This window comes from Citrobacter sp. On2M (assembly GCF_018035235.1).
In the GTDB taxonomy this organism is placed as follows: domain Bacteria; phylum Pseudomonadota; class Gammaproteobacteria; order Enterobacterales; family Enterobacteriaceae; genus Citrobacter; species Citrobacter meridianamericanus.
In genome coordinates this window covers 357,398-383,307 of sequence record NZ_WPCV01000002.1, presented here as the reverse complement: position 1 = coordinate 383,307, position 25,910 = coordinate 357,398, and the positions used below count along the sequence as shown (strand labels likewise).

The following is a 25,910-nucleotide window of genomic DNA, read 5'->3' as shown; positions in this document are numbered from 1 at the left end:
TCAGACTCCTAACTTCCATGAAAGGGTACGTAGCAGGTCGGCGAATACGCCCGCCGCCGTCACGTCGTTACCCGCACCGTATCCGCGCAGAACTAACGGTAACGGCTGATAATAGTGGCTGTAAAACGCCAACGCGTTTTCACCGTTTTTCACTTTGAACAGCGGATCGTTGCCGTCTACTGCCTCTATTTTCACGCGGCAGACGCCGTCCTCTTCAATATTGCCAACATAGCGCAATACTTTCCCCTCATCACGGGCTTTCGCCACGCGCGCGGCAAAGGCGTCATCCAGCTGCGGTAATTTCGCCATAAATGCGGAAACATCACCGGAATCATCAAACTCTTTTGGCAGGACAGGCTCAATAACAATGTCTGAAAGCTCCAGCTCACGACCGGTTTCACGGGCGAGGATCAGCAGCTTACGCGCCACGTCCGTACCGGAAAGATCGTCACGTGGGTCGGGCTCTGTGTAGCCCAGTTCCCGCGCCAGAGTGGTGGCCCTGGAAAAGCTCATCCCCTCATCCAGCTTGCCGAAAATAAATGACAGCGAGCCGGAAAGAATGCCGGAGAAACGCTGCAATTCATCACCTGCGCTAAGCAGATTTTGCAAGTTTTCAATAACTGGTAAGCCCGCGCCCACGTTGGTGTCGTAAAGGAATTTACGCCGGGACTTCGCCGCAGCAAAACGCAGCTGATGGTAGTAATCCATCGACGAGGTGTTAGCCTTTTTGTTCGGCGTAACCACATGGAAGCCTTCACGCAGAAAATCAGCGTACTGATCCGCCACCGCCTGGCTTGATGTACAGTCGACAATCACCGGATTGAGCAGATGATATTCTTTCACCAGACGAATTAAGCGCCCAAGGTTGAATGGCTCTTTCGCGTTTTCCAGCTCAGCCTGCCAGTTTTCCAGATTCAAACCGTGGACGTTGGTCAGCAGGGCCTTCGAATTTGCCACGCCGCACACGCGCAGATCGATATGCTTCTTTTTAAGCCAGGTTTGCTGGCGTTTAAGCTGCTCCAGCAATGCACCACCCACCCCGCCTACGCCAATCACAAACACTTCAATCACCTGGTCGGTGTTGAACAGCATCTGATGGGTTACGCGCACACCAGTGGTGGCATCGTCGTTATTCACCACCACCGAAATAGAACGCTCAGACGAGCCCTGGGCGATAGCCACGATATTGATGTTAGCGCGAGCCAGCGCGGCAAAGAATTTCGCTGAGATGCCACGCAACGTGCGCATACCATCGCCCACAACTGAGATGATCGCCAGACGCTCAGTCACCGCCAGCGGCTCCAGCAGGCCTTCTTTCAGTTCGAGATAGAATTCATCCTGCATTGCGCGTTGCGCACGCGCGCAGTCGCCCTGCGGGACGCAGAAGCTAATACTGTATTCAGAAGAGGATTGCGTGATCAGCACCACTGAGATGCCCGCACGCGACATCGCGGCAAAAACGCGCGCCGCCATGCCTACCATGCCTTTCATTCCTGGGCCGGAGACGCTAAACATCGCCATGTTATTGAGGTTAGAAATACCTTTGACCGGCAAATCGTCTTCATCACTGCTGGCGCCGATCAGCGTACCCGGCGCTTGCGGATTGCCGGTATTTTTTATCAGACAGGGGATCTGAAACTGGGCAATAGGGGTAATGGTGCGTGGGTGCAGAACTTTGGCGCCGAAGTAAGAAAGCTCCATCGCTTCCTGATAAGACATCGATTTCAGCAATCGGGCGTCGGGTACCTGGCGCGGATCGCAGGTATATACGCCATCAACATCGGTCCAGATTTCACAACAATCAGCACGCAAACAGGCGGCCAGTACGGCGGCAGAGTAGTCGGAGCCATTACGCCCCAGCACCACTAACTCACCTTTCTCATTCCCGGCGGTAAATCCGGCCATCAGAATCATGTGGTCCGCAGGAATACGGCTGGCGGCAATACGACGCGTAGATTCAGCAATATCAACGGTAGATTCAAGGTAATGGCCTACCGCCAGTAATTTCTCGACCGGGTCGATGACCGTCACGTTGTGCCCACGCGCTTCCAACAGGCCTGCCATGATGGCGATCGACATTTTTTCGCCACGGCAGATAAGCGCGGCATTGATGCTGTCCGGGCACTGTCCCAACAGGCTGATGCCATGCAGGACGTGCTTAATCTGAGCAAATTCTTGTTCAACAAAGGCTTTGAGCGGAGCCAGCGGGAAGCCCGGTTGTGCGGCGGCCAACCCCACCAACAGCTCAGAGAAAATACGTTCGGCGTCGCTGATATTGGCTAAAGCATCCTGACCACCGATGGTCTTCTCAATCATCGCCACCAGATGGTTGGTAATTTTTGCGGGGGCAGAGAGCACGGTCGCAACCTGCCCCTGTCTGGCATTGCTTTCCAGAATATCGGCAACCCGCAGAAAGCGCTCTGCATTTGCCACTGATGTACCGCCGAACTTCAACACTCGCATGGTTTACCTCATTGCCTTTGGTCGAAAAAAAAGCCCGCACTGTTTAGGTGCGGGCTTTTTCTTGTGTTTCCTGTACGCGTCAGCCCGCACCGTTACCTGTGGTAATGGTGATGGTTGTGGTAATAGTGATGCTGATGCGTTTCATGATGTTGTGTGCTCTGTAATTATTTATTATCTGTCCTGTATTCTTTTAGGGTTAAAGTATCTGCTGACCTAAGTCAATAAATTTTTAAATTGATCACATTCCGAAACTTGTTCACGAGCGACTGCTTGCCCTTTTACTTTCAACCAATACAGCATGTCTCGCCTACTTGAATCCAGAATAAAAAACCAGAAATAAAAATATTTACAGCACTTTATTTTGTAAGATTTTTTTCTATATCATGTAAAAAACGGTGCAACATTGCGGTGTCTCGCTGCTCTAACAGACCCATTCGCTGTTGCAGCCAGTCCGCCAACTTAATGTCGTCAGAAACGTTCAGCGTGGCTAATAAACGCAAAACTCGTTCGCGCAATGCCTGTAGCTGATGCTCATCCGTTACCTCAATGTTTCTGGCCGGTTGTTGTATTAAACCTGCTAATTGATAGCAATACACCATCACCGCCTGCCCCAAATTGAGTGAAGGGTAGTCAGCTACCATAGGTACCCCGGTGAGTACATCCGCCAGAGCCAATTCTTCGTTGGTCAGCCCCGAATCTTCACGGCCAAAAACCAGTGCGGCATGATCCATCCACGTTGATTTTTCCTGCAACAGGGGAACCAGTTCGACCGGTGTGGCGTAATAATGAAACTTCGCCCGGCTACGCGCCGTGGTCGCAACGGTAAAATCAACGTCGTGAAGCGCCTCCGCTAACGTTGGAAAAACATTAATATTATCAATAATATCGCCAGAACCATGCGCAACCCATCGCGTGGCGGGTTCCAGATGGGCCTCACTGTCAACGATCCGCATCTGGGTGAATCCCATGGTCTTCATTGCACGGGCAGCCGCACCAATATTTTCCGCTCTGGCGGGGGCAACCAGAATAATTGTTAAACGCATTTCGATACTCTTTTGGCCTGTGTACAGGTAATAATGTGACGCACATCAACATATTACGCAGCGCGAATTTACATATTTTTAACAGAAGTCACTGAAAAAGCATTTCGCGTTCAGTAAAAAATGCTAAACTATTTCCAGGCTGCACTATTGCCTTATATGTTAACAAAAGTTGCATATCCTTCTGTTTATCCATGATAATTTAATTTAAAATGGTTCGCATTGGTTGGATTCATTACATTTATTAATTAGCGCGTGCAACTAGTTGTAATATTGAAATTTTGTGATGAAAGCAAACATTTGGATACGTTGATTTCATCAAACTGTTAACGTGCTACAATTGAACTTGATATATGTCAACGAAGCGTAGTTTTATTGGGTGTCCGGCATGTCTTAGCCTGTTATGTTGCTGTTAAAATGGTTAGGATGACAGCCGTTTTTGACACTGTCGGGTCCAGAGGGAAACTACCCACGACCAAGCTAATGATGTTGTTGACGTTGATGGAAAGTGCATCAAGAACGCAATTACGTACTTTAGTCATGTTACGCCGATCATGTTAATTTACGGCATGCATCAGGCAGGTCAGGGACTTTTGTACTTCCTGTTTCGATTTAGTTGGCAATTTAGGTAGCAAACATGCAGACCCCGCACATTCTTATCGTTGAAGACGAGTTAGTAACACGCAACACGTTGAAAAGCATTTTCGAAGCAGAAGGCTATGATGTATTCGAAGCGACAGATGGCGCGGAAATGCATCAGATTCTCTCTGAATATGACATCAACCTTGTGATTATGGATATCAATCTGCCTGGGAAAAATGGCCTGCTGTTAGCGCGCGAACTCCGCGAACAAGCTAACGTTGCGCTGATGTTCCTGACGGGCCGTGATAACGAAGTCGATAAAATTCTCGGCCTCGAAATCGGCGCAGACGATTACATCACTAAGCCGTTTAACCCGCGCGAGCTGACTATCCGTGCTCGTAACCTGCTGTCCCGTACCATGAACCTGGGTACTGTCAGCGAAGAACGCCGTAGCGTCGAAAGCTACAAGTTCAATGGCTGGGAGCTGGATATCAACAGCCGCTCTCTGATTGGTCCTGACGGCGAGCAGTATAAACTGCCACGCAGCGAATTCCGTGCCATGCTTCACTTCTGTGAGAATCCGGGCAAGATCCAGTCTCGCGCAGAGCTGCTGAAAAAAATGACCGGTCGCGAACTGAAGCCGCATGACCGTACCGTTGACGTGACTATCCGCCGCATTCGTAAACATTTCGAATCAACGCCGGATACGCCAGAAATCATCGCCACTATTCACGGTGAAGGCTACCGTTTCTGCGGCGACCTGCAGGATTAATTCAATCCTCACAGGTAAAAAAACGGCGCTTTATGCGCCGTTTTTCATTTTTCGTTTCCCCAGCGCCCTATTTCCACAAGCGAAACTCGTCGCTCTTCGCAGGCTGAGGCTCCGGAAGTTCTGTAGACTTTGCCCTAGGTTTTGGCTGCGCCAACGAGTGCCAGTCAAGATGACGCGTCAGAAACATCACTCCGCACAGCGCGAGCAACAACACGCCTGTTCCCAGCAGTAAAGAGCTGTCCTGTGAACGGAGCAGCACCCACATCACACCATCCAGCGCCAGCAACGCCACGGTGAACAACATACTGTTACGCCATCCCAGTATCGCCTGAAGGTACACGCCGTTCATCAACGCCCCCACCAGGCTTGCAGTGATCCACGCGGCGGTAAAACCAATGTGTTCAGACAGCGCCAGCAGCAGCAGATAAAACATCACCAGCGACAGCCCCACCAGCAGATACTGCATAGGGTGCAAACGCAGGCTGGTCATACTTTCAAGCACGAAGAAAAACATGAAGGTCAGCACAATCAGTAAAATGGCATATTTTGTTGCCCTGTCCGTTAACTGATACTGATCTGCAGGCGTGGCGACGGCGACGCTAAACGCCGGCATGCCCAGCCAGCCAATCTTTTCGTCGTCAAAGCGCTCACCGAGGTTATTCGCGAACCAACTGCTTTGCCACTGGGCCTTGAATCCGGATTCGCTGATTTCACGCTTAGCCGGGAGAAAGTCACCAAGAAAACTGGGATGCGGCCAGTTGCTGGTTAAGGTCATTTCACTATTACGCCCCACCGGAACGACCGAGAAATTTCCTGTTCCGCTCAAATTGAGCGACAGCGTCATGCTCAGATTTTTCTCCGCCCAGCTCACGTCGGGTAACGGAATGTGGATCCCTTGCGCACGTCCATCCAGCCCCGTCCCCGGTTCAACCGCCAGCGGCGTTCCATTGACCTGCGGCGTATTTACCACACCAATCCCGCGCGCATCCCCCACGCTAACCACAATAAACGGTTTGCCGACGCTGACATTGGGATGGTTTAAATCACTCAACCGTTCGGCGTTAAACTCGGCCTTCACCGAGAGGTCATTGTGCCAGACCTGCCCCTCATAAATACCGATTTTACGCGCTGCAACGTTCTGATTCCCCTCAACCACCAACGACTCCGGCAGCCAGAAATGGATATAGCTTCGCTTACGCTGGATCTCTTTGCCATCCTCCAGCGAGGTATAAAGCTCTGTGACCGGAATGGCTATCAACGGGCCGACCATCTTTTGCGGTCCGCTGGTGCTCTGGCGGATTGCATCTTCAACGTCATCACGATAATCGGATCGCTCAACGATTATCTGCCTGACCATTGTCAGGGGAATTAACAGCAGCAATATTGCGCCACCTAAGGTGACAACTTTCCAAAACAGGGGTGATTTAAACATAGCGTTCTCCTTTGTAATTTCAGCAAGGTAGAACAGCTATGTGCGCAGAATTTGAAGTTATGTGAAGTGACGGTGAAGTGTAAACGAGGCCTGTGCGCCACCTTCAGGTCGGTTGCATAATGTCACCGTACCTGCATGCAGTCGCGCAACTTCGCTGACAAACGCCAGTCCCAAACCGCTGCTCTTGTGCCCATTCTCACGGGGCAACGAGTAGAAGCGCTCAAAAATACGCGGTAACGCAAAGTCAGGGATGCCGCTGCCGCTGTCGATGACCCGCAACGTGACCTGATCCTCCTGCTGATGCGCGCTCAGCGTAATTACCCCATCCTGTGGCGTGAAGTCGATAGCGTTGTCGAGCAAATTCCCCAGAGCCTGCTCCAGCAACGCAAGATCGGCAGCGACGCTAAGCGATGAAGGCATAATGGTTAACGTGATGTTTTTTGCCGCCAGCTGCACGCTGCGCGCCTCTTTAAGCTGGGTAAAAAGCGCATCTACCGCCACTGGCGTCAACGTAATGTCCTGTCGATTCTCCAGTCGCGCCTGCCGTAGCAAGGTTTCAACCAGCGCCTGCATGCGCGCATTTTGCGTCAGAATATTATCAGTAAAGCGCGCAACCACGTTTGGCGGCGGGCCTTCGCGCAAAATCTCAGCCGCACCGCGAATGGCCGCCAGCGGGCTTTTCAGTTCATGCGTCAACGCATACACATATTGCTCAATATAATTCTTGCCCTCCAGCTTCAAACGCATACTTTCCAACGCCTGCGCCAGTTTACGTAGCTCACTACTACCTAAATCTGGCAGCGGGACGGGGCGATTTTCGGTGACAGAGTCGGCATAGCGCGCCAGTCGGGCAATGGAGCGGTTTATCCACCACACCATCCCAAAGCCAATCACTAAGGCAATGCCCAGCAATACGGCGCTGGCCCACAGCATCCGCCGTTCACTGCGTTTAATCACCGGTGCCATTGCCGCATTCGGCTTACCTACGCTCAGCACCCCGATAATACGCCCGCCGTCCACGATCGGTGCGGCAACGTACATCACTGAACTTTCCGGATCATCCGGGTTTTGCGGCGTACTACGAGCGCCATACTGCCCACGTAACGTTAACCACACGTCGTTCCAGCGGGAGTAGTCCTGACCGACGGCCTGGTTAGCTGAATCAAACACCACCTTGCCCTGCGCGTCCGTCATGTAGACATGGTATTCATTACGTACTTTGTTAATGCCGCTGATATTGGCGCGGAATGGGCGGTTATGCAGCTGTGAAAAGGCCTGCGCCAGCTTGCCGTTGGTAGGTGAGTCAGAGAGTAAGTCATCACGTGCCAGCGCGGCCAGCAGCGTGGCGGTATCAATTAAAGTACCTTCGGTCGCCCGGCGAACGCCTGGCTTAATTTCCTGTACAAAGATCGACAAAACGAACCAGGCGGCGACGGCGACAATCAGAAAATAGCCGAGCAGCAAACGCATACCAATGCGCATCAGACGCTCCTCAGGCTGTATCCCATACCGCGATGCGTATTGATGGGGGAAAGCTCGGGGTTGATGGCCCGCAGCTTGGCGCGCAGCGTTTTGATGTGGGTATCAACCGTTCTGTCAAAGGTATCCTGCGCATCGGCCCAGACTAAATCCATCAACTGCTGGCGAGAGTAGATGCGACCTGGCGACATCAGCAAGGTTTTTAGCAACAGAAATTCATAGCGCGTCAGGTTTAACGGCATACCGAACCAACTGATCTGCGCGGCCAGCTCATTAAGTTCAAAATCCCCACAGCGCGTCGTCGATGAAGGCACGGAGAATTTTTGCACCCTCCGCAGCAGCGTACGCACACGTGCGCACACTTCGCGCGGCGAAAAAGGCTTGGCAACATAGTCATCCGCACCAATTTCCAGCCCCAGCAGGCGATCAACTTCATCACTGCGCGCAGTCAAAAAGAGAATCGGTAGCGCCGGATGGCGTTCCAACAGGCGTCGGCACAGTTCAAAACCGCTGATATCCGGCAGTCCGACATCCAGAACGATCGCATCAGGGCATCGCTGGCGAGATTTTTCCAGCACGGGTAACCCGCGCTCAAACGCTTCGACGCTAAAGCCTTCCTGTTGCAGCATGTAGATAAGCGTATCGGCGATGCCCTGCTCATCCTCCACCAACCAGATCAACGGCTGTTGCATTTTGCTTCCTTGTTATTGCCGCCACGGCATAATCGGTACCGCGCTGATGGCATTTTTGGGCGATCCATCGACCACTTTATCTGAATAGGCCAGATAGGCCAGCGCATTACGTTTTGCGTCGTAAAAACGCACAACCTGTAAAGATTTAAACACCAGCGATGTCCGTTTTTTAAATACCACTTCGCCCTGCGCTTTGCCGTTCTTGATTCTGTCGCTCAGTTCTACCGGCCCCACCTGCTGACAGGAGATCGCGGCATCAGAGGTATCTTCCGCCAGCCCCAATCCACCTTTGATGCCGCCGGTCTTCGCACGACTCACATAGCAGGTCACATTGGTCACATCCGGATCGTCAAACGCTTCGACCACAATTTTATGATCCGGGCCAAACATTTTGAATACCGTATCAACCGATCCAATCTGCTCCGCATGGGCGGCCTGCGTCAACATCAGCAGAATTGAGGAAATGATTAAGCTCTTATATTTCATATTGTTACCATTCTTAAATGTTGCACTGTGTAATAATTCGACATTCTAAGATAAAACGTATACAGATCACAGGATTACAATAATTACGTTTTCGTATGTCCGAAAAAAGCATTTATGAGCAAAAAAAACACTGAATGCTAAAACAACAAAAAATGCTATTATCCACATACCTGACGTCAGGTACTCGTTGTTGAAAGGATGAGGATATTATATGGATCAGGCTGGCATTATTCGCGACCTGTTAATCTGGCTGGAAGGTCATCTGGATCAGCCTTTGTCGCTTGACAATGTGGCGGCAAAAGCAGGCTATTCCAAGTGGCACCTGCAGAGAATGTTTAAGGACGTGACGGGCCATGCTATTGGCGCCTATATCCGCGCCCGTCGTTTATCGAAATCCGCAGTGGCGCTACGCCTGACTGCGCGTCCGATTCTGGATATTGCCCTGCAATATCGCTTCGACTCTCAACAAACCTTTACCCGCGCGTTCAAGAAACAGTTTTCCCAGACGCCTGCGCTGTATCGTCGCTCGCCGGACTGGAGCGCGTTCGGTATTCGCCCACCAATGCGACTGGGTGAATTTGCTATGCCGGCGCATGAGTTTGTCACGCTGGAAGATACGCAACTGCTTGGCACCACACAAAGCTATTCCTGCTCGCTGGAACAGATTTCGGATTTCCGTCATGAAATGCGTATTCAGTTCTGGCGCGATTTCCTCAGTCAGGCTCCTGCGATCCCTCCGGTGCTGTACGGGCTAAACGAAACGCGTCCGAGCATTGAAAAAGATGACGAGCAGGAAGTGTTTTACACCACTGCGCTAACGCCGGAACAGGCCAATGGCTATGTGCCATCGGCGCAGCCTATTCTGTTACAGGGCGGCGAGTACGTGATGTTCACCTATGAAGGGCTGGGTACCGGCGTGCAGGAGTTTATCCTGACGGTGTATGGCACATGCATGCCGATGCTGAACCTGACGCGCCGTAAAGGGCAGGATATCGAGCGATACTACCCGGCAGAAGATGCCAAAGCGGGAGATCGCCCGATCAACCTGCGCTGCGAATTCCTGATTCCGATTCGCCGCTAACGCTGCAGTTCATCCAAAGCAGGGGCGTCAAGATGAGAGATGTCCCCTGCCGTTTCAACTACCCATCCCGGCGCCAGCCACAAACTTTCCTGGTAATCGACACGAGAAATAGAACAGTTGCGCAGACGCAGGCGACGTTCAGCCCATGCCGGTAATCCCAGAATCGTACTCACCAGGCAACCCAGCGCGATACCGTGACTGACCAGCAGCGGACGACTCCCCGGCGGCAGTTCCAGACAGGATGCCAGCGCCGCGTTAACGCGATCGCTCAGTTCCTGCATCGATTCCCCCTCCGGAATACGACCATCAACAGTACCGTTCACCAACTGGCGACGCCAACCCTCTTCCTCCGGCGTCAGCGTATCGATATGACGTTGCTCCAGCACGCCCATATTCAGTTCGCGCAGGCGGGAGTCATAGGCGATATCACAGCCGCAGGCCTGGGCGATGATTTCTGCGGTGCGTCGTGTACGACCTAAATCGCTACTGATGACATGCGTAATACCAAACGAGCGGGCGCGTTCACCCACCTGCATGGCTTGCTGCTCACCTTTAGCGGTCAGTGGGCTGTCTGACTGGCCTTGAATACGTCGCTCGGCGTTCCACTGCGTTTCGCCATGGCGAACAAGGTATACCTGTAACATGCTTTTTTTCCGTTATATACTCGTCATACTTTGAGTAACAGATGCGTTGGTTGCGCTCACTCACCCCAGTCACATAGTTATCTATGTTCCTGAGGATTCCTTTGCTTACCGCCTTTCTGTTACTCAAATTATTTAGAGTAGACTCTGCGATGAATTTTCAAACTGAGCTTAATTATGCACAAGGTTATCTCTGCGACCACCAATCCTGCCAAAATTCAGGCAATTCTGCGGGCATTTGAAGAGATTTTCGGGGAAGGATCCTGCCATATTGAACCCGTCGCCGTCGAGAGTGGCGTACCGGAACAGCCTTTCGGAAGCCAGGAAACGCGCACTGGCGCACGAAATCGCGTTGATAACGCGCGTCGCCTGCACCCGCAGGCTGATTTCTGGGTCGCTATTGAAGCGGGAATCGACGATGACGCCACCTTCAGTTGGGTGGTGATTGATAACGGCGTCCAGCGCGGCGAAGCCCGTTCAGCCACGTTGCCATTGCCTGCTGTCATTCTCGACAGAGTACGCCAGGGTGAAGCGCTCGGCCCGGTAATGTCGCAGTACACGGGCATTGACGAGATTGGCCGTAAAGAGGGTGCAATCGGCGTCTTTACCGCCGGCAAGCTGACGCGCTCAAGCGTCTACCACCAGGCGGTGATTCTGGCGCTCAGTCCGTTTCATAACGCGGTGTATTTATAGCATTGTGCCGGATGTTCAATCGTAGGCCGGGTAAAGCAAAGCTGCATCCGGCGGATCAATTTTTACCGAGCAATACCTGCTCCAGCCAATGACGCAGATCCACCGGTGCGGATTTGAGGCTATTCGAACCCCGCGTAATGGTGGCAATCCCCGCCCCAAGCTCATTTTTCAACTCGCGCTGGCTCATCTCACCGCGCAGCAACTCTTCTATGATCCGCACGCGCGTGCCCAACGCTTCGCGCTCATCCGGCGTTAACATCAAGTTGAGCAGCGGCAGGTGTAAGTCTTGTTCATAGGCGTGTTTAAGCAGATCGACAAAACGTAACCACTCCTGGTGACGCTGTTCTGCCATCTCTGCTGAATAGGGTGATTGCTGAGTCATAAGTTATCGCCATCGTTGCGGGGGGAAGCGAGCTTGCCTCCCCCTTTGTACTCTTTAACGAGTACAATAGCATAACACAACCTACGCGATCAGTAACGACGTTGCCATTCTGCGTCGCTCATCAACTCCGGTTTATCGCCGAGGAAATAGCGATAGTACGCATCATAAGCCAGTACGTTCTTCACGTAGCCCCGCGTTTCTGAGAATGGAATGCTCTCGACAAACGCGACCGCATCGATACGGCCCGCGCTATTGCCAAGCCAGGTACGAACGCGCCCCGGACCGGCGTTATAAGCCGCCGACGCAAAAATGCGGTTATTACCGAATTGCTGATACACATACTGTAAATAGCTGGTACCAATGTTGATGTTGGTATCAGGATCCAGTAGCTGGCTCGGGCTGCTGTAACCCGGAATCGAGAACATTTTCACCGTATGCGTCGCCGTGCCCGGCATAATCTGCATCAACCCGCTGGCGCCAACCGGCGATTTCACCTTCGGGTTCCAGGCGCTTTCCTGACGCGCTATCGCCATCGCATAGCTTGGCGTAATATCCTTGCCGCTGGTATAGCGGGTAAACAGATCCTTGTAGGCCAATGGGAAACGCTCTTCCAGATGATCCCACAACTTACCGGCGATCGTGGCCTGTACGCTTAGATCCCACCAGTGATTGTTGAACGCGTAGCGCGCCAGTTGAGCCTGCTCGGACTTCGTGCGGCTGGTGACCAGATTCGCCCATTCACTGCGTGCAGTATTATCCATGTTCCAGTACATCAGCTCGCGTACGCGCGCCATTTCCGGTCCCTGAGTTAGCGCAGAGTCAACGTTGTCTGGCGCTTTATCCACTTTCAGCGCGTACTCTTCGCCCAGACGCTGTGCCGCAACCATTGGATAGAAACCGCGCTGCTGCATGAGCTGGTGCAGGATCTCTTTGGCTTCCGCTTCACGTCCGCGCTCCAGCAACAGATCCGCCTGCCAGTAGCGCCATTCATCTTTTTCTTTGGCTTCCATTGGCAGGCGCGCCAGCCAGGTATTCAGGCCACGGCGATCGCCGGTTCCCAGCGCCATGCGCACGCGGCGCTCCACAAGCGTCGTGGAATTCGAGCGCATAATGGCATCATCGCGCCATTTTGCCTGCTCGTCGGTAACGTCATTGCCCATCAGCCGCCAGGCAACAATATCGCGCAGCTCCTGGGTTTGCTCGTCATTCAACTGCTGCGCCTGCACCAGCGAGGGGATCATCAGGCGGGCATTTTCCGCATCCTGACGCGCCACGCTTGCAAAGGCAACCGCCGCCATCTGGCGGGTAAAATCAGTAGCTCCAGTGGTGCGAGCAAAAGTCATTACCGAATTCGGATCGTTGGCCAGCGCGATGATCGCTGAAGCGATGGTTTGATATTCTGCGGGCATCTGTCCGGCCAACGCCGTGACCAGTCCGGTATTCCCGGCTTTCATCGCCAGACGAATACGCTCCAGATACGCCAGCGGATCCTGGGTGCCTGAGGCACGCCATACGCCGAATAATTTGTCACAGGCGTTCGGCTGACTTTTTCCGCTCAGCCACAGTTCTTTCGCCCCCTGCCAGGCTTCTTCAGTTTGTCCGGTACTCCATTTCGCGAAGTAATAGTTACATTGCGCTTCGGTGGTGCCCGGTTTTTCTGGGCTGAACGCCAGCAACCCACGCCAGTCTTCGCGGCGCGCCAGTTCATTCACGAAACGCGATTGCAGAGTACGCGCGGGCGGCAGTGTCGGGTTGGCGCGCACAAAATTGGTGACGGTAATGGTGGGCTGATTCATCAGATCGTCAGTGATCTGGCGATATTCCAGATACGGATACAGAGGATAGTTCTTCAGGCCAGGCATCATCTGTTCTACGACATCCATCTGTCGGTTATCCCAGGCCTGCTTAATTTGCGCATAGCGATTGCGCTGCTCATCCAGGGAATCCGCTCGCGCTACTTGACTGACCGTCAGCAGACATACGCTGGCAGCCAGCAGGCGCCAGGTAAATTGTTTGGCTTTGTCCACAAGCTCTTCCTCTTCTCATGTTACGTCTGTGCAGCATCATGCCGCTTAATTCATTCATGCTAACCAGACATTGCAGAATGCGCCACGTCACGGACACTTTTTTACTTTTGTTGCGAGTGAGATCTGCTGGCTGGGATTGGACAATGAAAAAGGCTACACTTCGCCTTTGATAACTATTTACCAATAATTAGCCCTAAATAATTCAAGTTGCAGCAAGGCGGCGAGCAAGTGAATCCCCTGAGCGTACAAAAGTACGTGACTGGGGTGAACGACACAGCCAACGCATCTGCGGCTTGAAGTATGACGGGATAAACATAGAGGCGAGTCCAACGTGGCCCAATTCGTTTATACCATGCATCGTGTCGGCAAAGTCGTTCCGCCGAAACGTCATATTCTTAAAAACATCTCACTGAGCTTCTTCCCTGGCGCCAAAATCGGTGTACTCGGTCTGAACGGCGCAGGTAAATCTACTCTGCTGCGCATCATGGCCGGCATTGATACCGATATCGAAGGGGAAGCTCGCCCACAGCCAGGCATTAAAATCGGTTACCTGCCGCAGGAACCGAAACTGAACCCGGAACATACCGTTCGCGAATCCGTTGAAGAAGCGGTTGCTGAAGTGGTTAACGCGCTGAAAGGCCTGGATGAAGTGTACGCGAAGTACGCCGAACCGGACGCTGACTTCGATAAGCTGGCCGCGCAACAGGGCAAGTTTGAAGAGATTATTCAGGCGCACGACGGTCATAACCTGAACGTGCAGCTTGAGCGTGCCGCTGACGCTCTGCGTCTGCCGGACTGGGATGCCAAAATTGAAAATCTTTCCGGTGGTGAACGCCGCCGCGTCGCGCTGTGCCGCCTGCTGCTGGAAAAACCAGACATGCTGCTGCTCGACGAACCGACTAACCACCTGGACGCCGAATCCGTCGCGTGGCTGGAACGCTTCCTGCACGACTTCGAAGGCACCGTGGTGGCCATTACCCACGACCGTTACTTCCTCGACAACGTAGCTGGTTGGATTCTGGAACTTGACCGCGGTGAAGGTATTCCATGGGAAGGCAACTACTCCTCCTGGCTGGAGCAGAAAGATCAGCGTCTGGCCCAGGAAGCCTCTCAGGAAGCGGCTCGCCGTAAATCCATTGAGAAAGAACTGGAGTGGGTTCGTCAGGGCGCGAAAGGCCGTCAGTCTAAGGGCAAAGCCCGTCTGGCACGCTTTGAAGAGCTGAACAACACTGAATACCAGAAACGTAACGAAACCAACGAGCTGTTTATCCCACCTGGAGCACGTCTGGGCGATAAAGTCGTTGAAGTCACCAATCTGCGTAAATCCTACGGCGATCGTGTGTTGATTGACGACCTGAGCTTCTCGGTACCGAAAGGCGCTATCGTCGGCATCATCGGTCCGAACGGCGCGGGTAAATCAACCCTGTTCCGTATGATGTCCGGTCAGGAACAGCCTGACAGCGGCACCATCACGCTGGGTGAAACCGTTAAGCTGGCCTCCGTTGACCAGTTCCGTGACGCCATGGACAACAGCAAAACCGTGTGGGAAGAAGTGTCCGGCGGGCTGGATATCATGAAGATCGGCAACACCGAAATGCCAAGCCGTGCCTATGTGGGCCGCTTCAACTTCAAAGGTGTGGATCAGGGTAAACGCGTCGGCGAATTGTCCGGCGGTGAGCGTGGTCGTCTGCACCTGGCGAAGCTGCTGCAGGTTGGCGGCAACATGCTGCTGCTCGATGAACCAACTAACGACCTGGATATCGAAACCCTGCGCGCGCTGGAAAACGCCCTGCTGGAGTTCCCGGGCTGTGCAATGGTTATCTCGCACGACCGTTGGTTCCTTGACCGTATCGCGACCCATATCCTGGATTATCAGGATGAAGGTAAGGTGGAATTCTTCGAAGGCAACTTTACCGAATACGAAGAGTACAAGAAACGCACGCTGGGCGCGGATGCGCTGGAGCCGAAGCGTATTAAGTACAAACGTATTTCGAAGTAATTACCGTTAAGCGCCGGATGGCGGCGTGATGCCTTATCAGGCCTACGAGGTTAGTGCGACTTGTAGGCTGGATAAGCGCGGCCCCATCCGGCATTTAAACTATCTCTGCTCGCCCATCAACTCTTTCACCAACTCCACGCAGCGCAGGAAGCGACCATCGTAGTCCGGCTCCTGAACGTGCACAAAATTGATATTGTTCTCCTGCAGCATCTCGACCAACAGCGTCTGAAACGCTTTTCTGTCAACCGAGCTGCCAAGGCTGCGCAAACCATCTGCCACCCATGGGGTGTTGTTTTCCAGCAGGATCACCAGGTCAAAGCGATACTCGTCAATCAGCGCCTGCACAAACGGGTGTTCACGCCCTTCGTACTTTTTGCAGAAGGCCTGAGTAGTCACGAAATCGGTGTCGATGAAAGCCACTTTATTGGCATACTTAACAGCAAAATCAATGTATTGCGCTTGTCCCAGAGCGATTTTATCGTAGTCGGAATACTGCAACGCCATCTCATCGCCGCCCAAATGGGAGAAAACGTAATCACGCCCATATTCCCACGCACTGGTGGTGTTAAAAATGTTGGCAAGCTTGTTTACCAGCGTCGATTTTCCGCTCGACTCCCCGCCGAGGATCGCCACGGTGCGCACGAAAAACGGCTTCACTTCGGTGGGAATATACTCCCAGTAGCGAAACGGGTTCTCACGGATTTGCCCGCCACTGATGCTCATAAACGTCCGCTTGGGATCCACCAGCACGGTTTCGATCCCCAAATGTTCGAGGTACTGCGGAGCATCTGACTCTTCAGAGGTGTAGATCCAGTTTGGCTGGATCCCTTTCTCCTGCATAAACGTTTTTATCCCGTTGCTCCACACATCCCACCCGTGTGGATACGGCTCCATGCCCTCTTCGTTGAAGGCATGAATTCGGATATTTTTCTGATACTTAAAGGTTTGTAGCAGCCAGCGTAGACGATCGGGCACCGTGGGCTGTTGCGACATGGCGCTGTCTTCAAACAAGCTTCTATCGCGCGTGTCGTCATAGCCCATGATGATATGCAGTTCATCAACCTGACTGCAGGCGCGCTGGATAAGATAGATATGGCCGGTATGCAGCGGATAAAACTTTCCGAATACCACACCGATATTTTTCTGCTGGCGTGGAAACTCCAGCCCGAGAAAACGGTGCAACGCCTCCAGCTTTTGCGCGCTGGGGCTTTTAATTTTGGCATTCAACAGTTGGCTTAGATATCCCTTGGTCATGCCACTGGCATCCGCCACCTGTTGCAGGGTACAGCCCTTTTGCTTAATGGCGGTTTTCAGATAATCAAATGACACAAGAGCCTCCTGCTGAAAAAATAAACGTTATACCCAATGCCGCCGGAAAGACGGCGGGTATTTTATTATAGGTCGTCAAACACGCTTAACGCATCTGCAAGCTTCTTAACGCCAAAGACCTGCATCCCTTCCGGCACTTTTTTCGGTACGTTGGCGGCGGGAACAATCGCCCGACGAAAGCCGTGCTTCGCCGCTTCTGAAATACGCTCCTGACCGCTGGGCACAGGGCGGATTTCTCCCGCCAGACCCACTTCACCAAAGACCACCAGATCCTGCGGCAACGGCCTGTCGCGCAGGCTGGACACCATTGCCAACAGCAGTGCCAGGTCGGCGCTGGTTTCCGTAACCTTTACGCCGCCGACCACGTTGACAAACACGTCCTGATCCGCCATCTGCAAGCCGCCATGACGATGCAACACCGCCAGCAAAATCGCCAGACGGTTTTGTTCCAGACCAACCGCCACGCGGCGCGGGTTTGCCATCATTGAGTGATCGACCAGCGCCTGAATCTCTACCAGCAGCGGGCGCGTGCCTTCCCAGACCACCATCACCGAACTACCGGAAGTGACTTCATCGCCACGGCTTAAAAAGATTGCAGAGGGATTGCTAACTTCGCGCAGCCCCTGTTCGGTCATGGCAAAGACGCCCAGCTCATTCACCGCGCCAAAACGGTTTTTATGGCTACGCAGAGTGCGGAAACGCGAATCGGCGTCACCGTCGAGCAACACTGAGCAGTCAATACAGTGCTCCAGCACCTTCGGCCCGGCCAGAGAACCGTCTTTGGTGACGTGGCCGACCATCACAATCGCCACGCCGCGCGTTTTGGCGAAGCGCGTCAGGTAAGCTGCAGTTTCACGCACCTGCGCCACGCTGCCCGGCGAAGACTGAATATCCGCCATATGCATCACCTGAATGGAGTCGATCACCATCAGCTTCGGCTGTTCTTCTTCAGCGATCAGGCAAATTTGTTCGATACTGGTTTCCGACAGCATGTTCAGGTTCGCTGTCGGCAGGCCAAGTCGATGCGCGCGCATCGCCACCTGTTGCAGCGACTCTTCGCCGGTGACGTACAGGGTTTTCATCTGCTCGGCAAGCCTGCACAGCGTTTGCAGCAGCAGCGTTGATTTCCCCGCGCCGGGGTTACCGCCAATCAGTATGGCGCTGCCGGGCACCACACCACCGCCGAGTACGCGGTCGAACTCTTTGAATCCGGTAGAAAAACGCGGCAGTTCCTCAAGGCTGATGTCAGAGAGCTTCTGCACTTTTGCGACGCCTGCATTTCCGGCATAGCCGCTGAGTCGCTCGTTGCGCGCCACCGTTGGCGACGCGGCAAGACGCACCTCGGTTATGGTGTTCCAGGCCTGACAGGCACTGCATTGCCCCTGCCAACGCGGGTAATCGGCCCCGCATTCATTACAAACAAAGGCGCGTTTAGGAGCTTTTGCCACGTTTTACCTCATTATTTCTGATTCATGCTGCCAGAGAGAATGCAGAACACGCCCATCAGGTCAGCGTGACGGATAGTAATCTCCGTCTTTTCATTCACTTTGGGTTTCGCATGATACGCAATGCCCAGCCCGGCCGTTTTGATCATCGGCAGATCGTTGGCACCATCGCCGATCGCCACCGTCTGCGCCATCGGGATCTCATATTCTTGCGCCAGGCGGGTCAGCGTACTGGCTTTATACTGCGCATCGACGATATCGCCGATCACGTTGCCAGTGAATTTACCGTCCATGATCTCCAGCTCATTCGCCACAGCTGCCGTCAGGCGCAGCTTGTTACGCAGATAATCGGCAAAGAAAGTAAACCCGCCGGAAGCGATAGCCACTTTCCAGCCAAGCGTTTCCAGTTTTAACACCAGCTGAGTCAGGCCAGGCATCAGCGGCAATGTTTCTCGCACCTGGTGCAAAATGTTGGCATCAGCCCCCTTCAGCGTCGCCACGCGGCTGCGCAGGCTGGCGGTGAAATCAAGCTCGCCGCGCATCGCGCGTTCGGTGACTTCGGCAACCATTTCACCGGTCCCGGCCAGTTTGGCAATTTCATCAATGCATTCGATCTGGATAGCCGTTGAATCCATGTCCATCACCAGCAAACCCGGCGTGCGCAAATGCGGAATTTTGCCCAGCGGGGCAACATCCAGTTTGGCATCATGCGCCAGTTTTGCCGCACGCGGCGTTAACGAGCCTGCCAGACGAATCACCTGATAATCCTCAACGCACCACGCCGCTACGATCACCATCGCCGCGCCCAGTTTGCTCTGGTATTGCGTTAAACGCTGTTTATCCAGCCCACGACCGTACAGCAGCCAGCCACTGCGGCCTGCGTGGTAATCCAGCGGCATGACTTCATCACCGCTTAAAGAGAGAGGCAGACCTGGCCACAGAGAGACATCTTCAGGTAGATCGCACCAGGTAATGTTAGGCATTAAAGCTCCTGTAAAATCGTTCGGGTCGGAATCATCAGGGGAAAATAACGCATGAGGCTACCCTGTAACCAGCGCTTCTGGCAACATTAAGTCTCAAATTTTCAGCAGGTGGAATATGGCTCGCACAAAACTGAAATTCCGACTTCATCGTGCAGTGATTGTATTGTCCTGCCTTGCGCTGCTCGTCGCGCTGATGCAAGGCGCATCCTGGTTCAGTCAAAGCCACCAGCAGCAGCGTAATCCGCAGCTTGAAGAGCTGGCCCGCACGCTGGCTCGCCAGGTCGCGTTAAACGTCGCCCCGCTGATGCGTACCGAAACGCCGGATGAAAAGCGCATTAAAACGGTGCTCACCCAGTTGACGGAGAGTAGCCGTATTCTGGATGCGGGCGTGTACGATGAGCAGGGAGACCTGATCACGCGCACCGGTGAGAGTGTCAACGTTCGTGACCGACTGGCGCTCGACGGTAAAAAAGCCGGGGGCTATTTTAACCAGCAAATTGTCGAACCCATTCAGGGAAAAAATGGACCACTGGGCTATCTGCGCCTGACGCTGGATACCCATACGCTTGCCACTGAAGCCAAGCAGGTAGATAACACCACCAACATCTTGCGCCTGATGCTGCTTCTGTCACTGGCAATTGGCGTGGTGCTCACCCGTACTTTATTGCAAGGCAAGCGTACTCGCTGGCAGCAATCCCCTTTCCTGCTGACCGCTAACAAACCGGTGCAGGACGAAGATAAAGATTAATCAGAAAAGGAAATCGCTATGTCCACACTACGCCTGCTTATCTCCGATTCTTACGATCCATGGTTTAACCTGGCGGTTGAAGAGTGCATTTTTCGCCAGATGCCCGCCACGCAGCGCGTCCTGTTCTTATGGCGGAACGCCGATACGGTGGTGATTGGCCGGGCGCAAAATCCGTGGAAAGAGTGCAACACCCGCCGGATGGAGGAAGATAACGTGCGACTTGCCCGTCGCAGCAGCGGCGGCGGCGCGGTGTTCCATGACTTAGGTAATACCTGCTTTACCTTTATGGCCGGGAAACCGGAATACGACAAAACTATCTCCACCGCGATAGTCCTCAATGCGCTGAATATGCTGGGCGTAGAAGCTGAAGCCTCCGGGCGTAACGATCTGGTGGTGAAAACGCCGGACGGCGATCGTAAAGTCTCTGGTTCTGCTTATCGTGAAACGAAAGACCGTGGATTCCACCACGGCACGCTATTGCTGAATGCCGATCTCAGTCGCCTGGCAAACTATCTCAATCCCGATAAAAAGAAACTTGCCGCCAAAGGCATCACTTCAGTTCGCTCGCGCGTGGCAAATTTGACCGAGCTATTACCGGGCATCACTCATCAACAGGTTTGTCAGGCCATCACGGAGGCCTTTTTCGCCCACTACGACAAACGCGTAGAAGCCGAGATTATCTCCCCGGACAAAGCGCCGGATCTGCCGAACTTTGCCGAAACCTTTGCCCGCCAGAGCAGTTGGGAGTGGAACTTTGGTCAGGCGCCAGCCTTCTCGCACCTGTTGGACGAGCGTTTCACCTGGGGCGGCGTTGAACTGCATTTCGACGTTGAAAAAGGGCATATCACGCGTACGCAGGTGTTTACCGACAGTCTCAATCCCGCGCCGTTAGAAGCGCTGGCGGGTCGTCTGCAAGGATGCTTGTACCGTGCGGATATGCTGCAACAGGAGTGCGAGGCGCTGCTGGTTGATTTCCCGGAGCAAGAAAAAGAGTTACGCGAGCTGTCGGCATGGATTGCCGGCGCGGTGCGTTAAGCGCAGGCCTGAAAATGCCGGATGGCGGCGACGCCTTATCCGGCCTGCGAGAACAATGTTAAGCCCGGTCAGCGCAGCGCCACCGGGCACAAACAACATTACTCTTTATCGCCCAGCAGAACGGATTCCAGCGCGATTTTGATCATGTCATTGAAGGTCGTCTGACGTTCAGCGGCAGTGGTCTGCTCGTGAGTACGGATATGGTCGGACACGGTGCAGATAGTCAGCGCTTTCGCACCAAATTCAGCCGCAACGCCATAAATGCCCGCCGCTTCCATTTCCACGCCCAGCACGCCGTATTTTTCCATGACGTCGAACATTTCGCCGTCCGGAGAGTAGAACAGGTCAGCGGAGAACAGGTTACCTACGCGCGCGTCTACGCCCAGCGCTTTTGCTGCATCAACAGCGTTACGCACCATGTCGAAGTCAGCGATAGCAGCGAAATCATGATCTTTAAAGCGGATACGGTTAACTTTGGAATCGGTGCAGGCACCCATACCGATAACCACGTCACGCAGTTTGACGTCCATACGCACGGCGCCACAGGAGCCTACGCGAATGATTTTCTTCACGCCGAAATCGGTGATCAGCTCTTTGGTGTAGATGGAGCAGGATGGGATACCCATACCGTGGCCCATTACGGAGATCTTACGGCCTTTGTAGGTACCGGTGAAACCTAACATGCCGCGAACGTTGTTCACTTCACGGACATCTTCGAGGAAAGTTTCAGCAATATGCTTCGCACGCAGCGGGTCGCCCGGCATCAATACGACGTCAGCGAAATCACCCATTTCTGCATTAATATGTGGAGTTGCCATCAATTTATCCTTATTAAAATTGAGAAGAATACCCAAAGGATTTCGCGTTGTAGGAAAGCGACGAATTCGTGAATCCCCGGAAGCATAGATTAACTATGTGACCGGGGTGAGCGAACAAAGTCAACGCATCTACAGCGCGAAAGACAACGGGCATTACAGCATGTTTTTACCGTAGTCCATCGGCGACGTACCAAAGTAGCTCGCCAGCGTCTGGCCGATATCCGCGAAGGTTTCACGGTGACCTAAAGAACCGGGTTTCACTTTCGGGCCGTAAACCAGTACCGGAATGTGTTCACGAGTGTGGTCAGTACCGGTCCAGCTCGGGTCGCAGCCATGGTCAGCAGTCAGGATCAGAATGTCATCTTCACCCACCAGCTCCATCAGCTCAGGCAGACGGCGGTCGAACAGTTCCAGACCTGCGGCATAACCGGCGATATCGCGACGGTGGCCCCAGGAAGAATCGAAATCAACGAAGTTAGTAAAGACGATGGTCTTATCACCCGCTTCTTTCATCTCTTTGATGGTGGCGTCGAACAGCGCGTCCAGACCGGTAGCTTTCACTTTTTTGGTGATGCCGCAGTTCGCATAGATATCCGCGATTTTACCAACGGAAACCACGTGGCCGTCTTTCTCGTCGACCAGTTTCTGCAGCACGGTCGGTGCTGGCGGCTCAACGGCCAGGTCGTGACGGTTACCGGTACGCTGGAAATTACCGGCTTTATCACCAATAAACGGACGCGCAATAACACGACCGATGTTGTAACCACCTTCGGTCAGCTCTTCACGGGCGATTTCGCACAGTTCGTAGAGTTTATCCAGGCCAAAAGTCTCTTCGTGACAGGCAATCTGGAACACTGAGTCAGCAGAGGTATAGAAAATCGGCTTGCCGGTTTTCATATGCTCTTCACCCAGCTGATCCAGAATCACGGTACCGGAAGAGTGGCAGTTACCGAGGTAGCCCGGCAGGTTGGCACGTTTTACCAGCTTATCCAGCAGTTCCTGCGGGAAGCTGTTTTCATGATCGGAGAAGTAACCCCAGTCAAACAGAACCGGAACACCCGCGATTTCCCAGTGGCCGGACGGCGTGTCTTTCCCGGAAGAGAGTTCATGCGCCCAGGCGTAAGCACCAATCACTTCCGCATTACCGTCCATGCCGGCAGCAATTTTACCTGTAGAGCCTTCGTGAGCTTTCACCAGGCCCAGACGGGTCAGGTTAGGCAGATTCAGTGGACCTTTGCGACCATTGTCAGCTTCACCTTTCGCACAGGCTTCTGCAATGTGTCCCATAGTGTCTGAGCCTACGTCGCCAAAGCGATCCGCATCTTCAGTCGCACCAATACCAAAGGAGTCCAGCACCATAATAAATGCACGTTTCATCTTGTTCTCCATACATCTGCGCCGCAAAAAAGCGATCAGATCAGTATACAGTTATTCGGTAATACGACGATAGACTGTCGGCGTAATTTCTGGCGCTTTATCGTCAAGGCTAATTGCCGCTTTGACCGCTTTCGCCGCTTCCTGCCAGCTGGCTTCATCTTTGGCGTGGATCACCGCCAGCGGGCGCTGTCCGTCTACGCTGTCGCCCAGACGCGCCATGTCGCTGAAGCCAACGCTGTAATCAATGGTGTCCGAGGCCTGACGACGACCGCCGCCCATGGAAACGACCGCCATACCCAGCGCACGGGTATCCATCGCGCTGACAAAACCTTCGGTATCAGCATATACCGCTTTGCTGAGCATTGCCGTTGGCAGGTACTTCGAATAATTCTCGACGAAATCGGTCGGGCCTTTCTGCGCTGCAACCATGCGACCAAAAATCTCTGCCGCTTTACCGTTATCCAGCACCGCCTGCAATTTCGCGCGAGCTTCGGCATCGTCTTTCGCCAGCTTGCCGGAGATCAGCATTTCCACGCACAGCGCCATGGTGACGTCTAACAGACGTGGATTGCGGTATTCACCTGTCAGGAACTGCACCGCTTCGCGAACTTCTACCGCGTTACCCGCGCTGGAAGCCAGCACCTGATTCATATCGGTTAACAGCGCGGTGGTACGTACTCCCGCGCCATTCGCCACGCCGACAATCGCTTCGGCAAGGGCTTCAGAGAGCTCGTAGGTCGGCATAAAGGCGCCGCTGCCTACTTTCACATCCATCACCAGCGCATCCAGCCCTTCCGCCAGCTTTTTCGCCAGGATGGAGCCAGTAATCAGCGGGATGGAATCCACCGTGGCAGTAATATCGCGAGTAGCATAAAAACGTTTATCCGCCGGTGCGAGCGAGCTGGTTTGCCCAATAATCGCCACACCCACGTCTTTAATAATTTCACGGAAACGGGCGTCGTCCGGAAAAATGTCAAATCCTGGAATGGCTTCCAGTTTATCGAGCGTGCCGCCGGTATGTCCCAGGCCACGCCCGGAGATCATCGGAATATAACCGCCGCATGCAGCGACCATTGGGCCTAACATCAGTGACGTTACGTCACCCACGCCGCCGGTAGAGTGTTTATCCACAATCGGGCCGTTCAGTTGCAGGCTTTTCCAGTCCAGCACGGTTCCTGAATCACGCATTGCCATAGTCAGCGAAACACGCTCAGGCATTGTCATATCGTGGAAGAAAATGGTCATCGCCAGGGCGGCGATTTGCCCCTCAGAGATGGTGTTGTCACGGATCCCATTGATAAAGAAACGAATCTCTTCATCGCTCAGCGCATGACCATCACGTTTTTTACGAATAATTTCTTGTGCGAGAAACACGGTAACCTCCCGATTATGGGCCGGGTAAGCAGTGCGCTCCCCGGCTAGTCGTATTGATGCCGGATGGCGGCTTACGCCTTATCCGGCCTACGATGGGCAATTCAAACTTAGTAGCTGCTTGCGCTCTTACCGTCGCCGTGACCCAGCGCTTTGAGCAGGCTCGCCAGCAGGCTGGATGCGCCAAAGCGGTAATGGCGGGAATCTGCCCAGTCAGCGCCAAACAGTTCGTCAGCAATCGCCAGGAACTGCTGTGCATCTTCTGCAGTACGCACGCCGCCAGCGGGTTTGAAACCAACGGTTTTAGAAACGCCCATATCACGGATCACTTCCATCATGATGCGTGCGCTTTCCGGCGTCGCATTGACCGGTACTTTACCGGTAGACGTTTTGATGAAATCAGCACCGGCTTTGATGGAGATTTCAGACGCTTTACGGATAAGGGCTTCTTCTTTCAGCTCACCGGTTTCGATGATCACTTTCAGCAGCACATTTGCCGCCGCACACGCGTCTTTACACGCTTTAACCAGATCGAAACCAACTTGCTCATTACCGGCGATCAGCGCATGGTACGGGAACACCACGTCAACTTCATCCGCGCCGTAGGCAATCGCCGCGCGGGTTTCAGCCAGCGCAATCTCGATGTCGTCGTTGCCGTGCGGGAAGTTGGTGACGGTGGCAATACGGATGTCCGGCGTACCCTGCTCTTTCAGAGTCTTACGCGCAATAGGGATGAAACGCGGATAGATGCAGATTGCGGCAGTGTTGCCAACCGGGGTCTTCGCCTGATGACACAGCGCGATCACTTTTTCATTGGTGTCGTCGTCATTCAGGGTGGTCAGGTCCATCAGTTTCAGTGCGCGCAGGCTGCTTGCTGTTAAATCGGTCATAACATTCTCCAACGGCGTCGCCGTATAAAATTTCACCTTGCGAGTTTGTTAGTATTCTAACATCCGCTCGCGATTACACTTCGATATACATCACAGTTAATGAAAACCACATACAGATTTGCATTACTATAATGAGATCCACTTC

24 protein-coding genes and 1 other annotated feature are annotated in these 25,910 nt (G+C 53.5%); of the genes, 6 read left to right on the top strand and 18 right to left on the bottom strand.

All coding sequences use genetic code 11. The features are described from left to right. The 4 genes from thrA to yjjY form a co-directional block, all read right to left on the bottom strand. The gene (gene thrA / locus On2M_RS04065) at positions 1-2,463 is read right to left on the bottom strand and encodes a bifunctional aspartate kinase/homoserine dehydrogenase I (RefSeq protein ID WP_187259125.1); all 2,463 of its coding nucleotides are present in this window, start codon (positions 2,461-2,463) and stop codon (positions 1-3) included. A gap of 23 nt (positions 2,464-2,486) precedes the next feature. Then, positions 2,487-2,613, bottom strand: a sequence feature (Thr leader region). Further along, complete coding sequence (thrL, locus tag On2M_RS04060) at positions 2,543-2,608, bottom strand: thr operon leader peptide (RefSeq protein ID WP_032337689.1); 66 nt, start codon at positions 2,606-2,608, stop codon at positions 2,543-2,545. It overlaps the preceding feature by 66 nt. 206 nt (positions 2,614-2,819) lie before the next feature. After that, the gene (locus On2M_RS04055) at positions 2,820-3,506 is read right to left on the bottom strand and encodes a tRNA/rRNA methyltransferase (RefSeq protein ID WP_210904416.1); all 687 of its coding nucleotides are present in this window, start codon (positions 3,504-3,506) and stop codon (positions 2,820-2,822) included. 398 nt (positions 3,507-3,904) lie between these two features. Continuing rightward, positions 3,905-4,045, bottom strand: coding sequence for a protein YjjY (gene yjjY / locus On2M_RS04050; RefSeq protein WP_042998021.1), 141 nt, complete (start codon positions 4,043-4,045; stop codon positions 3,905-3,907). A gap of 95 nt (positions 4,046-4,140) precedes the next feature. Here yjjY and arcA point away from each other — a divergent pair, with 95 nt between their 5' ends. Then, positions 4,141-4,857, top strand: coding sequence for a two-component system response regulator ArcA (gene arcA, locus On2M_RS04045; protein ID WP_001194359.1), 717 nt, complete (start codon positions 4,141-4,143; stop codon positions 4,855-4,857). Positions 4,858-4,924: 67 nt separating this feature from the next. On the opposite strand, the gene creD is transcribed toward arcA, so the two are convergent. The 4 genes from creD to creA are packed head-to-tail and all read right to left on the bottom strand — an operon-like array spanning position 4,925 to position 8,946. After that, complete coding sequence (creD, locus tag On2M_RS04040) at positions 4,925-6,289, bottom strand: cell envelope integrity protein CreD (RefSeq protein WP_151216683.1); 1,365 nt, start codon at positions 6,287-6,289, stop codon at positions 4,925-4,927. A 57-nt stretch (positions 6,290-6,346) separates the two neighbouring features. Further along, complete coding sequence (gene creC / locus On2M_RS04035) at positions 6,347-7,771, bottom strand: two-component system sensor histidine kinase CreC (RefSeq protein ID WP_151216682.1); 1,425 nt, start codon at positions 7,769-7,771, stop codon at positions 6,347-6,349. Next, positions 7,771-8,460 (bottom strand): two-component system response regulator CreB, encoded by a 690-nt coding sequence (gene creB / locus On2M_RS04030; RefSeq protein ID WP_151216681.1) that lies wholly within the window; start codon positions 8,458-8,460, stop codon positions 7,771-7,773. The genes creC and creB overlap by 1 nt, the downstream gene beginning before the upstream one ends. Positions 8,461-8,472: 12 nt before the next feature. Beyond that, positions 8,473-8,946: a protein CreA gene (gene creA, locus On2M_RS04025; RefSeq protein ID WP_151216680.1), complete on the bottom strand. Its 474-nt coding sequence runs from the start codon at positions 8,944-8,946 to the stop codon at positions 8,473-8,475. Positions 8,947-9,157: 211 nt separating this feature from the next. Between creA and robA the strand changes: the two genes are divergently transcribed. Further along, on the top strand, positions 9,158-10,027 hold the full coding sequence (gene robA, locus On2M_RS04020) for an MDR efflux pump AcrAB transcriptional activator RobA (protein ID WP_151216679.1): 870 nt from the start codon (positions 9,158-9,160) through the stop codon (positions 10,025-10,027). Here robA and gpmB read toward each other — a convergent pair. After that, entirely contained in the window at positions 10,024-10,671 is a 648-nt protein-coding gene (gpmB, locus tag On2M_RS04015) for a 2,3-diphosphoglycerate-dependent phosphoglycerate mutase GpmB (RefSeq protein ID WP_151216678.1), read from the bottom strand. The two genes, robA and gpmB, sit on opposite strands and share 4 nt — an antisense overlap. Before the next feature lie 174 nt (positions 10,672-10,845). On the opposite strand from gpmB, the gene yjjX reads away from it, so the two are divergent. Continuing rightward, complete coding sequence (yjjX, locus tag On2M_RS04010) at positions 10,846-11,361, top strand: inosine/xanthosine triphosphatase (protein ID WP_038637026.1); 516 nt, start codon at positions 10,846-10,848, stop codon at positions 11,359-11,361. Between the two features lie 55 nt (positions 11,362-11,416). On the opposite strand, the gene trpR is transcribed toward yjjX, so the two are convergent. Further along, positions 11,417-11,743, bottom strand: a complete 327-nt coding sequence (gene trpR / locus On2M_RS04005) for a trp operon repressor (protein ID WP_005123945.1) — start codon at positions 11,741-11,743, stop codon at positions 11,417-11,419. Between the two features lie 89 nt (positions 11,744-11,832). Continuing rightward, positions 11,833-13,770: a murein transglycosylase gene (gene sltY / locus On2M_RS04000; protein ID WP_187253700.1), complete on the bottom strand. Its 1,938-nt coding sequence runs from the start codon at positions 13,768-13,770 to the stop codon at positions 11,833-11,835. Between the two features lie 331 nt (positions 13,771-14,101). Between sltY and ettA the strand changes: the two genes are divergently transcribed. Next, positions 14,102-15,769: an energy-dependent translational throttle protein EttA gene (gene ettA / locus On2M_RS03995; protein ID WP_003019019.1), complete on the top strand. Its 1,668-nt coding sequence runs from the start codon at positions 14,102-14,104 to the stop codon at positions 15,767-15,769. A gap of 99 nt (positions 15,770-15,868) precedes the next feature. Here ettA and nadR read toward each other — a convergent pair whose 3' ends face one another. The 3 genes from nadR to serB form a co-directional block, all read right to left on the bottom strand. Continuing rightward, positions 15,869-17,098, bottom strand: a complete 1,230-nt coding sequence (nadR, locus tag On2M_RS03990) for a multifunctional transcriptional regulator/nicotinamide-nucleotide adenylyltransferase/ribosylnicotinamide kinase NadR (RefSeq protein WP_126319332.1) — start codon at positions 17,096-17,098, stop codon at positions 15,869-15,871. A gap of 65 nt (positions 17,099-17,163) precedes the next feature. After that, entirely contained in the window at positions 17,164-18,546 is a 1,383-nt protein-coding gene (radA, locus tag On2M_RS03985) for a DNA repair protein RadA (protein WP_001728171.1), read from the bottom strand. Between the two features lie 11 nt (positions 18,547-18,557). After that, positions 18,558-19,526: a phosphoserine phosphatase gene (gene serB, locus On2M_RS03980; RefSeq protein ID WP_003019027.1), complete on the bottom strand. Its 969-nt coding sequence runs from the start codon at positions 19,524-19,526 to the stop codon at positions 18,558-18,560. A gap of 115 nt (positions 19,527-19,641) precedes the next feature. Between serB and On2M_RS03975 the strand changes: the two genes are divergently transcribed. Beyond that, positions 19,642-20,274: a YtjB family periplasmic protein gene (locus On2M_RS03975; RefSeq protein ID WP_151216676.1), complete on the top strand. Its 633-nt coding sequence runs from the start codon at positions 19,642-19,644 to the stop codon at positions 20,272-20,274. An 18-nt stretch (positions 20,275-20,292) separates the two neighbouring features. Further along, complete coding sequence (gene lplA, locus On2M_RS03970) at positions 20,293-21,309, top strand: lipoate--protein ligase A (protein ID WP_210904415.1); 1,017 nt, start codon at positions 20,293-20,295, stop codon at positions 21,307-21,309. Between the two features lie 98 nt (positions 21,310-21,407). Here the strand turns inward: lplA and deoD are convergent, their stop codons facing one another. From deoD to deoC, 4 genes are all read right to left on the bottom strand, one after another. Further along, positions 21,408-22,127: a purine-nucleoside phosphorylase gene (gene deoD / locus On2M_RS03965; RefSeq protein ID WP_000224864.1), complete on the bottom strand. Its 720-nt coding sequence runs from the start codon at positions 22,125-22,127 to the stop codon at positions 21,408-21,410. A 153-nt stretch (positions 22,128-22,280) separates the two neighbouring features. Then, positions 22,281-23,504 (bottom strand): phosphopentomutase, encoded by a 1,224-nt coding sequence (deoB, locus tag On2M_RS03960; protein ID WP_003019037.1) that lies wholly within the window; start codon positions 23,502-23,504, stop codon positions 22,281-22,283. A gap of 51 nt (positions 23,505-23,555) precedes the next feature. After that, the gene (gene deoA, locus On2M_RS03955) at positions 23,556-24,878 is read right to left on the bottom strand and encodes a thymidine phosphorylase (RefSeq protein WP_187253697.1); all 1,323 of its coding nucleotides are present in this window, start codon (positions 24,876-24,878) and stop codon (positions 23,556-23,558) included. 107 nt (positions 24,879-24,985) lie between these two features. Beyond that, the gene (gene deoC, locus On2M_RS03950) at positions 24,986-25,765 is read right to left on the bottom strand and encodes a deoxyribose-phosphate aldolase (RefSeq protein ID WP_210904414.1); all 780 of its coding nucleotides are present in this window, start codon (positions 25,763-25,765) and stop codon (positions 24,986-24,988) included. Positions 25,766-25,910: the final 145 nt, after the last annotated feature.

Excerpts from the sequence above, each read along its gene's own strand:
- arcA (WP_001194359.1), top strand. The coding sequence starts at position 4,141 with ATGCAGACCCCGCACATTCTTATCGTTGAAGACGAGTTAGTAACACGC.
- creB (WP_151216681.1), bottom strand. The coding sequence starts at position 8,460 with ATGCAACAGCCGTTGATCTGGTTGGTGGAGGATGAGCAGGGCATCGCC.
- lplA (WP_210904415.1), top strand. The coding sequence starts at position 20,293 with ATGTCCACACTACGCCTGCTTATCTCCGATTCTTACGATCCATGGTTT.
- trpR (WP_005123945.1), bottom strand. The coding sequence starts at position 11,743 with ATGACTCAGCAATCACCCTATTCAGCAGAGATGGCAGAACAGCGTCAC.
- deoB (WP_003019037.1), bottom strand. The coding sequence starts at position 23,504 with ATGAAACGTGCATTTATTATGGTGCTGGACTCCTTTGGTATTGGTGCG.
- serB (WP_003019027.1), bottom strand. The coding sequence starts at position 19,526 with ATGCCTAACATTACCTGGTGCGATCTACCTGAAGATGTCTCTCTGTGG.
- yjjY (WP_042998021.1), bottom strand. The coding sequence starts at position 4,045 with ATGACTAAAGTACGTAATTGCGTTCTTGATGCACTTTCCATCAACGTC.
- robA (WP_151216679.1), top strand. The coding sequence starts at position 9,158 with ATGGATCAGGCTGGCATTATTCGCGACCTGTTAATCTGGCTGGAAGGT.
- thrA (WP_187259125.1), bottom strand. The coding sequence starts at position 2,463 with ATGCGAGTGTTGAAGTTCGGCGGTACATCAGTGGCAAATGCAGAGCGC.
- yjjX (WP_038637026.1), top strand. The coding sequence starts at position 10,846 with ATGCACAAGGTTATCTCTGCGACCACCAATCCTGCCAAAATTCAGGCA.
- gpmB (WP_151216678.1), bottom strand. The coding sequence starts at position 10,671 with ATGTTACAGGTATACCTTGTTCGCCATGGCGAAACGCAGTGGAACGCC.
- creC (WP_151216682.1), bottom strand. The coding sequence starts at position 7,771 with ATGCGCATTGGTATGCGTTTGCTGCTCGGCTATTTTCTGATTGTCGCC.
- deoD (WP_000224864.1), bottom strand. The coding sequence starts at position 22,127 with ATGGCAACTCCACATATTAATGCAGAAATGGGTGATTTCGCTGACGTC.
- On2M_RS04055 (WP_210904416.1), bottom strand. The coding sequence starts at position 3,506 with ATGCGTTTAACAATTATTCTGGTTGCCCCCGCCAGAGCGGAAAATATT.
- creD (WP_151216683.1), bottom strand. The coding sequence starts at position 6,289 with ATGTTTAAATCACCCCTGTTTTGGAAAGTTGTCACCTTAGGTGGCGCA.
- deoC (WP_210904414.1), bottom strand. The coding sequence starts at position 25,765 with ATGACCGATTTAACAGCAAGCAGCCTGCGCGCACTGAAACTGATGGAC.
- On2M_RS03975 (WP_151216676.1), top strand. The coding sequence starts at position 19,642 with ATGGCTCGCACAAAACTGAAATTCCGACTTCATCGTGCAGTGATTGTA.
- creA (WP_151216680.1), bottom strand. The coding sequence starts at position 8,946 with ATGAAATATAAGAGCTTAATCATTTCCTCAATTCTGCTGATGTTGACG.